The 10,209-nt window shown below is 38.7% G+C and carries 9 protein-coding genes; 7 read left to right on the top strand and 2 right to left on the bottom strand.

Annotation, left to right across the window (positions count from 1 at the left end; all coding sequences use genetic code 11):
• The first annotated feature begins 19 nt into the window (after positions 1-19).
• Together MT390_RS02960 and rplQ are read left to right on the top strand one after the other, a co-directional pair.
• Positions 20-1,006, top strand: coding sequence for a DNA-directed RNA polymerase subunit alpha (locus MT390_RS02960; protein WP_025565960.1), 987 nt, complete (start codon positions 20-22; stop codon positions 1,004-1,006).
• Between the two features lie 35 nt (positions 1,007-1,041).
• Complete coding sequence (gene rplQ / locus MT390_RS02955; protein WP_028869287.1) at positions 1,042-1,422, top strand: 50S ribosomal protein L17; 381 nt, start codon at positions 1,042-1,044, stop codon at positions 1,420-1,422.
• Positions 1,423-1,620: 198 nt separating this feature from the next.
• Here rplQ and oxyR read toward each other — a convergent pair whose 3' ends face one another.
• Complete coding sequence (gene oxyR, locus MT390_RS02950) at positions 1,621-2,523, bottom strand: DNA-binding transcriptional regulator OxyR (protein ID WP_166368951.1); 903 nt, start codon at positions 2,521-2,523, stop codon at positions 1,621-1,623.
• 285 nt (positions 2,524-2,808) lie between these two features.
• Here oxyR and MT390_RS02945 point away from each other — a divergent pair, with 285 nt between their 5' ends.
• The 4 genes from MT390_RS02945 to MT390_RS02930 all read left to right on the top strand — a co-directional run bounded on the left by MT390_RS02945 (position 2,809) and on the right by MT390_RS02930 (position 7,074).
• On the top strand, positions 2,809-3,396 hold the full coding sequence (locus MT390_RS02945) for a superinfection exclusion B family protein (RefSeq protein ID WP_166368949.1): 588 nt from the start codon (positions 2,809-2,811) through the stop codon (positions 3,394-3,396).
• Between the two features lie 112 nt (positions 3,397-3,508).
• Positions 3,509-4,195 carry a tRNA (guanosine(18)-2'-O)-methyltransferase TrmH gene (gene trmH / locus MT390_RS02940; protein ID WP_028869284.1) on the top strand — a complete coding sequence of 229 codons (687 nt, stop codon included), beginning with the start codon at positions 3,509-3,511 and terminating at the stop codon, positions 4,193-4,195.
• 16 nt (positions 4,196-4,211) lie between these two features.
• Positions 4,212-5,672: a DUF2868 domain-containing protein gene (locus MT390_RS02935; RefSeq protein ID WP_499439481.1), complete on the top strand. Its 1,461-nt coding sequence runs from the start codon at positions 4,212-4,214 to the stop codon at positions 5,670-5,672.
• A complete protein-coding gene (locus MT390_RS02930) occupies positions 5,665-7,074 on the top strand; it encodes a GTPase/DUF3482 domain-containing protein (protein WP_499439480.1) in 1,410 nt (469 codons plus the stop codon). Before MT390_RS02935 ends, MT390_RS02930 begins: the two co-directional genes overlap by 8 nt.
• 2 nt (positions 7,075-7,076) lie before the next feature.
• Here the strand turns inward: MT390_RS02930 and MT390_RS02925 are convergent, their stop codons facing one another.
• Complete coding sequence (locus MT390_RS02925; protein ID WP_499439478.1) at positions 7,077-7,925, bottom strand: phospholipase A; 849 nt, start codon at positions 7,923-7,925, stop codon at positions 7,077-7,079.
• 129 nt (positions 7,926-8,054) lie between these two features.
• Here MT390_RS02925 and recG point away from each other — a divergent pair, with 129 nt between their 5' ends.
• Positions 8,055-10,127: an ATP-dependent DNA helicase RecG gene (recG, locus tag MT390_RS02920; protein ID WP_499439477.1), complete on the top strand. Its 2,073-nt coding sequence runs from the start codon at positions 8,055-8,057 to the stop codon at positions 10,125-10,127.
• Positions 10,128-10,209 lie beyond the last annotated feature (82 nt).

The raw sequence follows: 10,209 nt of genomic DNA, 5'->3' as shown, positions 1-10,209 counted from the left end.
CTGTTAAGAGAGGGCACAAATGCAGGGTTCTGTAATTGATTTTCTAAAACCAAGATTAGTTGATATCGAACAAATTTCAACAACTAGAGCAAAAGTGGTTCTTGAGCCGCTTGAACGTGGTTTTGGCCACACTTTAGGTAATGCGCTTCGTCGTATTTTGTTATCGTCTATGCCTGGCACAGCGGTAACAGAAGTCGAGATTGATGGTGTACAACATGAGTACAGCACCAAAGAAGGCGTACAAGAAGATATCCTAGAGATCCTTCTTAACCTTAAAGGTCTAGCTGTTAAACTTGAAGGTAAAAATGAAGTTTTAGTTAGTTTAACTAAATCTGGCGCTGGTCCTGTTACTGCAGGCGACATCATTCATGATGGTGATGTAGAGATAGTCAACCCAGAACATGTGATCTGTAATTTAACGGGCAATGCTGAAATCAGCATGCGTATTAAAATTGAATCAGGTCGCGGTTATGTTCCAGCTTCATCACGTATTCATAGCGAAGAAGATGAGCGTCCAATTGGTCGTCTATTAGTAGATGCGACTTTCAGTCCTGTTGAGCGTATTGCTTACAGTGTTGAATCAGCTCGTGTTGAACAACGTACCGATCTAGACAAACTTGTTATCGATATGGAAACTGATGGTACTTTAGAGCCTGAAGAAGCAATTCGTCGTGCAGCTACAATTTTAGCTGAGCAATTAGACGCATTTGTTGATTTACGCACTACTTACGAAGTACCAGTAGTTGATGCAAAACCTGAGTTTGATCCAATTCTTTTACGCCCAGTAGATGATTTAGAACTAACTGTTCGTTCTGCTAATTGTTTGAAAGCAGAGTCGATTCACTATATCGGTGATCTAGTACAACGTACTGAAGTTGAGCTACTTAAAACACCTAACTTAGGTAAGAAGTCTCTAACTGAAATCAAAGATGTACTTGCTTCACGTGGACTGTCACTAGGTATGCGCCTAGAAAACTGGCCACCAGCAAGTTTAATTGAAGATTAGTCTAAAACCGATTTACGAATAATAAGGATTAGGTTATGCGCCATCGTCAAAGTGGACGTCAACTTAACCGAAACAGCAGCCACCGTCAGGCTATGTTTCGTAATATGGCAATTTCTATTGCTACGCACGAAGTTATTAAAACTACCGTGCCTAAAGCAAAAGAATTGCGTCGTGTAATTGAGCCATTAATTACACTAGCTAAAACGGATAGTGTTGCTAACCGTCGTCTAGCTTTTGCTCGTCTTCGTGATGATGCAGTAGTGGCAAAATTATTTAATGAACTAGGTCCTCGCTACGCGACTCGTCCTGGTGGATACACTAGTATCATTAAATGTGGTTTCCGTACTGGCGATAAAGCTCCAATGGCTTACATCCAGTTTGTAGACCGTCCAGTTGTAGCGGACGAAGAAGCGTAAGTTTCTTTATAGTTGCATGAAAAAAGCCGAACGCAAGTTCGGCTTTTTTGTATCTTAATTTTAGCTAAATCCATCACTGATAATGCTAAGAGCCGACCTAGTTGAGGTTAATTCTCACTAACCCCATCTGTTCTTATAATCTCATAAAATTTAATGCAGATTGCTGCTAACATCTACTTTTAACATAATCAAAGGCTATTAATACTCATCTAACTTAGTTTGTACCGCTTTGTTAATTAATACCGCTAACTGATCAAAACATGTCTGACGTGCACTATTTTTACGACTTAACAGCGTAATGGTTCGTGTTGGTATTGGCGCTTCAAAAGGAATATATTTTACACCTGATTGGTAACGGTTTAACGGTATGGCTAATTGCGGCAACAGAGTTAAGCCATTTTCAGCGCTGATCATATGGCGTAGTGTTTCTAAGCTGGTTGCTTTAAAGCTATTATCTTCAATAGCGCCCGCTGCAAAGCAGAACCCCATTGCTTGATCTCTCAAACAGTGTCCATCAGCAAGCATTAATACATGCTCTCCACTTAACTCTTGTAAATTGATTAAACGATTATTTGACCAAGCATGCTTATCTGATAATGCCAATTCCAGTGGTTCATCATATAAATTTAATTGATTGAAATGCTCCATACCTGGTAACAATGCCAGCATTAAGCAATCTAGTTCACCTTCTTCTAGTTGTTTGAGTAGAACTTCCGTTTGATTCTCATGTAAATACAACTCTAAGTCAGGAAAAGTCTCTTTCATAACAGGGACGATCAGCGGTAATAAATACGGGGCCACAGTTGGAATAAGTCCAATATGTAATGTGCCACGCATTGGTTCATTGTGGCTTTTTGCTATTTCTTTCAGTGATTTAGCTTCTAATAGTATGGTTTTTGCTTTTGCGACAATGTCGTTGCCTGCAGGAGTAAAAATAACCTTACGTGAAGATCGTTCCATTAGCTGCACATTCAATTCTTCTTCTAACTTCTTTATTTGACCACTCAGCGTTGGCTGGCTAACAAAACATTTATCAGCTGCTTTACGAAAATGTTTTAATTCCTCTAAAGCAATTAAGTACTCAAGATCTCTAAAATTCATTATATAGCCTATAGGGTTTTGTTATTGTCTGGTGAGTAATATCAATAATGGTGTCACTCCCTAACAGATTCAACTGTTATTATGTCAGATCTACATTGAGATTATCATTCCCTATACTCGTTTTCATTTAGATAAAAAATTATAAGTCTTGTAGGGAAACGATTGTGATACATAAAGGTGTCTCTTCAAGGGATATTGTTAGAATCTAATTTCCTGTTAAATATAATACTGGCATAGTTCCTGCTTTTATAGCTTCGTACGACAAATTATTGGCAGGAGCTAACCATGAAAAGATTATTTCAACGTTTGACAGAACAGCAAGGTATTACCACGACTATGATGTGGATGTGTTTTAGTTGTGCCGTATTACTGGTTATGCCTAGTTCTTTATTTTCTCTGAATAATTCAGATCTTTTACCCAATACTTATGCCCCATATTTATGGATACTGGCATTGTTAACAGGTTCTTATTTATTGACGCGTGTGCTGACGTCTTCATTCAGTCGTTTAACTGAATATTATGAAAGCCAGCATTTGTTAGCACGACGTAATAAGATGATCCGCCAATTAGACTTTGAAGAGAAAGCATTATTGCGTGAATTTATTATTCAACGTAAAACTGTGTTGGCATTACCACTGACTGAGCCGGCTGTAAGTAATTTATTGGCCTCTGGTGTGCTTGCTCCTGCATTTGAAACTCAAGAAATCAAAGGCAGTAGCCGAATTATTAAGCTTTCCATTGCAATTGACGCACGAGAACAGCTGACCCATAAAGTGATTGGATTACCTACCGGAAAATTAACGGAAGCAGAAGCTGAAGTATTAAAAGCTGCACGCCCACAATATGCCCGTAATAATTATATCTCTTTATAATTTTTCTTATTGATCCTTGTGTCAGAAAACAGTCTGGTTTTTTGACACACCTTTAGCCTCCGTTAATAATTCTGTATAATATCTCTTTTGTCATGTCCCTGTGTGAGAGCTTATGACCCCCGAACGTTTTACCCGAATAACGACCATGTTAAACCGTCGCCAGCCTGATTTAACCGTTTTTATGGAGCAGGTTCATATGCAACATAACTTAGCAGCTATAGTGCGTACAGCTGATGCGATGGGGATTAATAATGTGCATGCAACTTGGGACATTGATAGTACTCGAATTTCCCGTAACGTTGCTTCAGGAAGCCAAAAGTGGGTTAATGTTCATTCGCACGAAACAACACAGGATGCGATTGCTGTGATGCGTGAGCAGGGGATGCAAATTATTGCTACTAACTTATCTGCTACCGCGATAGATTTTCGTGAAGTTGACTATACCAAACCAACTGCCATTATAATGGGGCAGGAAAAGTATGGTATTAGTGAAGAAGCTTTAGCCTTAGCGGATCAAGATGTGATTATTCCAATGGTTGGTATGTGTCAGTCTTTGAATGTATCAGTGGCTTCTGCATTAATCATGTATGAAGCACAACGACAAAGAGAAATAGCGGGTTTATATGAACAAACCTGTCGTTTACCTAAGGAAGAACAACATCGCATCTTATTTGAAGGTGGTCATCCTATTTACCGACAGTTATGCCGCGAGAAAAGTCTGCCTTATCCACCACTTGATGAGCAAGGACAGATTGACGCATCAGAAGATTGGTGGAATGCTATCCGTGGTCGTAAATAATTAAAGGGAGTACTTAATGGACTTATACCAAAACCGTTTGTTAACGGAGGGCATTCGTATCATTGAAAAACCATCTCCATCTAATCGTTTTAATGCAGATTATAGTACTTTAAACCTTACTGATGCTTTATCTAAGCGTACCCAACTTGCAGATTTACGCTACCAAGTTAGTCCCGTATTGCTACATCTACAACAACTACTTAAGTTTTCTATTGGTCTAATCTGTGTGATTTTTTTGATCGTAGGTGCAAGTAGTGTTTCGCAGTTTTTAGTCAATGAGTCGGGTACTCAAATTAACTTTTTTTGGGCTATTGTGCTGTTTATCGCGCCGAATATTTTGTCTTTAATTATTTGGAGTATTGTGTATTTTAAGCGCCATGTATTGAGTCTGCCGTGGTTAGCAAATTTGCTGTTATCGATGCTGACTTTGGTGGATAAATTACAGCATAAAGTGACAACTAAACACATCCATTATATCGACCTATTCCAATACTATTTTGAACATAGGTTTGGTGCTTACATGGGGAGAGTGCAGTTATCAATGATTAGCCATTTATGGTGGAGCTGTTATTTACTTGGTGCAACCTTGTCATTATTTTTAGTGTTAGCAACGCATCAAGTAGACTTTATTTGGCAAACGACTATTTTAAGTGAAGATACTTTCTTAAAGCTAACCCAATGGTTAACTTACCTACCTAACCTTTTAGCCATTAATGTGCCTACGCCTAGTGATGTGAGCCATGCTAGTATTGGTATTGTTAACCCTTTACAAGTAGCACAAGAAATTCGTATTAGCTGGTCTAACCTATTAATATTTAGTCTAATAGTTTACGCTTTGTTGCCTAGAATCATTTTAATGCTAGTGTTTTATCAAGGCATTAAACAGAAGAAAAAGAACTTTCAATTAGATCTTTCAGATGCCTACTACATCCAATTAAAAAATATTTTGCATCCCATTGGAAAAGCCAGTTTTATTAGCGATGCCGACCAGCACAAAGCCAATCCTAATAACCACCAAGGCAAGGAAACTAGTCAATATAATCAATCATTAGTGATGCCAGAAAACGCTTATCCGATTGCTATTGAGCTTAACCAACGCATTCTTCAACAAGCCGATAAACATGTTTTAAAACATTACTCAGTCGACTTAATTAATGTATTAGATAATGCAAGCCAACAAGCGGCACTTTCTGCGTTAAAATCATCGGCAGCTGAGCATGTTATTTTGTATGTAGATGTTAATCGTGTGCCAGATCGGGGTTGGTTGAGCTTTGCTAAAAAATGTCAGTACAAAAGCAATGTGCAGTTGTATTTACTTTTATTCGGCGAGCAATCTGCTAACAAAGCAAAAATAGCCAGTCGCTTAGAGGATTGGGTTGAGATCGCTGCTAAAGTCAATATCTCCTCGCAATACATCAGGTACTTGAATCAAAGCGTCACTCCTAACAACACACATCAGGAGGTGAAAAATGGATAAAGATCTATTGTCCGTAGCCGTTGTTGGTCATGCCAATACAGGAAAAACCTCCTTAATTCGTACTCTACTACGAGATGCTAGTTTTGGTGAAATTGCCGATAAAGCAGGTACTACTCGTCATGTTGAAGGGGCTGAAATTCGCGTTGATGATAACCATAATTTAGTTATTTACGATACCCCCGGTTTAGAAGACTCTATTAATCTATTAAGTGTCATTGATGAGCAATCGATTTCAGAGCACGATGATGGTATTGATCGGCTGTTATCTTTTATTAAAAATGAAAATAATTATCCTGAATTAAGCCAAGAATTGAAGGTCCTTAAAGCGTTATTAAGCAATGATATTATCTTCTATGTTATTGATATCAGGGAGCCTATTTTAGGTAAGTATCGAGATGAATTAAAAATTCTTAGTTATGCAGCTAAACCCATTATTCCAGTGCTTAATTTTATTGAAGCTGGTAGTGATAATATGCGTAATTGGCAAACGCAACTAGCGCGTTTGAATCTGCATGCTCATGTTAGCTTTGATAGCGTAGTGTTTAGGTTTTCAGATGAACTGAAAATTTATCAGAAGATGCAAACGCTTTTAGCACATAGAGAGCAGCAACTTGAAGCATTGATTGAGCAAAGAAAAGTACAATGGCAACAGCGTGAAAAAGCCGCGCAACAATTAATTGCTACATTATTGGTTGAAGCTGCAGCATGTCGTTTTAGAGCTGATAACAATGAACAAAGTATCGCTAAAACCAGTAATCAACTGCAGGCGTCAATCCGTGATTTAGAAACAAGTACTTTAAATCAATTGCTCGCGTTATATCAATTCAAGCAACAGGATATCGACCAATATGACTTACCTATTCAACAAGGCCAATGGGAGTTAGATCTTTTTTCCACTGATAACTTACAAGAGTTTGGTATCAAGGCAACCAGTAACTTTGTAAAAGGGGCTGGTATTGGGGTTGCTGTTGACTTAGTTGCAGCAGGGCTAACTTTAGGTGCCGCTGCGGTTGCCGGCGGAGTGATGGGAGTATTATGGGGGGTTAAGCAGCGTTATTATGATGAAATACATGCCAAGGTCAAAGGGCATCGTTATCTGTGTGCTGATGATTTGACGTTGCATATTTTATGGGCTCGTCAATTGAGCTTACTTATTGCCTTGCAGCAACGCGGGCATGCCAGTGTGACTAAACTGTCTCTGGCACAGATAAACTCAGAAAAAACAGCGTTGCCTAAAGCATGGAACCAATGGCTTAAGAATGCTCGACAACATCCACAATGGTTAGCCTCCAATAATAGTGAGCAGCCACCATTAAAAGCTAAAAAACAACTATTAATAAAGAAAATTTCTGAGAGCCTAGCTGCTATTAGTAACAGTAACAGTAATACCAATAAAAATTAAGGTTAAAGAAAGTCAGAAATAGAAATGCCTAGGCCTATTGTATTAGTGTATTCGTTATACTCGACAAGGCTGTTGCCATACCCAGAAAAAACTTGTACATAGCCTTTTATTTTACCGTATATAGGGAAACTCCAAGAGGCTGTCACTGATCCTTTACTGAAACCACTTTCAATATTATTACGACTGGTTAATGAATAAACATGCTCATTGTATTTATAAGCGGTAATAATTTGCCCATGCCCATAAAAGTCTAATAAATCAGGGTTATCATCGTCGCTATCTTCAAACCGGTACCAAGGATTAATGGAGACAACTAAGTTTCCTTTATCAAAGAGTAAGCTACCATCGAGACGATTCCAACTACGAGAGGTAGGCTCTGTGCGGCCATTAGACTGGTGTGTAAATCCAAATTGTGCCGCTTTAAAGCGCCAACCCAAACCTAATTCTTGATCCGTCTCCCACAATATAAAAGCTTCTGGCTCATAATTTGTTTCACGAAATGGTGATGAGTACTCTGTGTTGTAGGCTTGCCAATAAGAAAGCTGCGTATAAGCAACATAACCAGAGATAGGCAAGTTACCGATTTTTTGAAATAGTGGTACTTTAAGGCTAATTTGAAATTTTATTTCAGTACGTTGTGAGCTACTTTTTCCATCGCTGCCTTGATAGATTGCATAGTCTGCAATTTTTTCATTAAAATAAATCGGCATTATATAGTTTGGTTTATGCGGTATAATTGAAAAATTAAATTTTTCGCTTTTAGCTTCATCCTTGATACGTTCATCGATAGCGCTGGTTTCCGAAAAAACCATCGAACTAAAAAAAACCAATACCAAATAGATGTAACGCATAACAATTAACCTTAACAATATAATATTAAGCGCTAGTTTACGCATAAACTACTTTGGGTATAGCAATATGTATGAATTTTTGGAAGCTTGTACATAAAACATAACATCAATCAGTGGCTGGGATAAAAAATGAATTTAAACAAAATACCCCTATCTGCGTTAAAGGGCGTGGGAGCGAAAGTTGCTGAGAGGTTAAGCAAATTAGGCTTAAATTCAGTTGAAGATATGCTTTTCCATTTACCATTGCACTATCAAGATCGCACCCGAATCTACCCCATTAAAGAGATCAAAGATGGTATGCAGGTAAGTGTGCAAGGTGAGGTCGTTAGCTGCCAAGTGCAATTCGGTAAACGACGTATCTTAAAGTGTAAAATTAGCGATGGTGATGGGGTTGCTACATTAAACTTTTTTCACTTCAATGCTGCACAAAAAAATAGTTTTAGAGAAGGCCAGTGGATTAAGTGTTTTGGAGAGTTTAAACGCGGTTTTCAAGGTTTAGAGGTGACTCATCCTGATTATTCTTTAGTTGCTGAAAACCAATCAATATTAGTAGAAGAGGCGTTAACACCTATTTATCCGACAACGGAAGGTTTGAAACAAAATAGCTTACGTCAATTAACTGATCAAGCCTTACAACACCTGCAACAAAATCAAGTACAAGAATTAATTCCCACAGCATTATTATCGCATCCTATTAGCTTATTTGATGCATTGATGACAGTTCATCGACCTCCGCCAACGGCCAGCATTGAACAGTTAGAAAATCGTACTCACCCAGCCCAACAGAGATTAATTATAGAAGAGTTGTTAGCACAACAAATCAGTATGTTAGTGTTGCGTGAACAGTCGCAGAAACACCTGTCTCTAGAGCTTAAAGGTAATGGTGAGCTGAGTAAAAAATTATTAAATAATCTACCTTTTTCCCCTACTGGTGCACAGCAAAGAGTTAACCATGAAATACAACAGGATTTAATTCAAAATCTGCCAATGATGCGTTTAGTGCAAGGGGACGTAGGTTCAGGTAAAACATTAGTCGCCGCATTAGCAGCATTGACAGCGATTGAAGCTGGGTATCAAGTTGCACTAATGGCGCCTACTGAACTACTCGCTGAACAACATTTATTAAATTTTAAGGGGTGGTTTGAACCTCTCGGTATTCGAGTTGGTATGTTGTCCGGAAAAATGAAAGTGAAGGAAAAGCGAGACCAGACGGAAAATATTACCTTAGGATTATCTAAAATGGTGGTAGGGACACATGCGCTATTTTCTGAAAATGTTGTTTTTCATAACTTAGCACTAGTGATTGTTGATGAGCAACATCGTTTTGGCGTACATCAACGTTTATCATTACGAGAAAAAGGCGTGAATAATGGTTTAGTACCGCATCAACTGACGATGACTGCAACGCCGATCCCGCGGACGCTTGCGATGACGGCTTATGCAGATTTAAGTGTTTCAGTTATTGATGAGTTACCACCGGGAAGAACTGCGATTAAAACGGTAGCATTAGCGGATTCTCGCCGTGATCAAGTTATTCAACGTGTTTACCAAGCTTGTAAAACGGAGGGGCGTCAAGCCTATTGGGTCTGTACATTAATTGAAGAGTCAGAAGTTTTAGAGTGTCAGGCCGCTGAAGATACGGCTAATGATTTACAGTTAGCATTAACTGATTTACGTATTGGCTTGGTGCACGGGCGAATGAAAGCGCTTGAAAAACAATATGTGATGGATGCTTTTAAAGCCGGAGAGTTAGATCTACTCGTTGCAACGACTGTGATTGAAGTGGGCGTTGATGTGCCTAATGCTAGCTTAATGATTATCGAAAATCCTGAGCGTTTAGGATTAGCACAGCTGCACCAGTTACGTGGTCGTGTTGGCCGTGGCGAAGTCGCAAGCCACTGTGTTTTATTGTATAAATATCCTTTATCAAAAACTGCTTTAAAACGTTTAAATGTACTGCGAGAAAGTAATGATGGATTTTATATTGCAGAGCAAGATTTGGCTATTCGGGGACCAGGCGAGGTGTTAGGCACAAAACAAACTGGGATCGCCGATATGAAAATTGCTGATTTATTAAGGGATCAAGGGCTTATACCACAGGTCCAGCAATTGGCTTTATTATTAATACGCTCCCATCCAGAATATATTAGGCCATTAATTGAACGTTGGTTAGGTGATAGAGCGGATTATGCACAAGTTTAAAGTGGCATAGCTAAATAGTTCACCAACCTATTGCACTATATTGGTGCAATAGGTTGGTGAGATCACAAATTTGTTAATTTTT

The sequence above is a fragment of the Vibrio sp. 2-Bac 85 genome, from assembly GCF_037546705.1.
In the GTDB taxonomy this organism is placed as follows: Bacteria; Pseudomonadota; Gammaproteobacteria; order Enterobacterales; family Psychromonadaceae; genus Psychromonas.
Note: the sequence above shows the minus strand (reverse complement) of the source record. Positions and strands in the feature narration are given on the sequence as shown.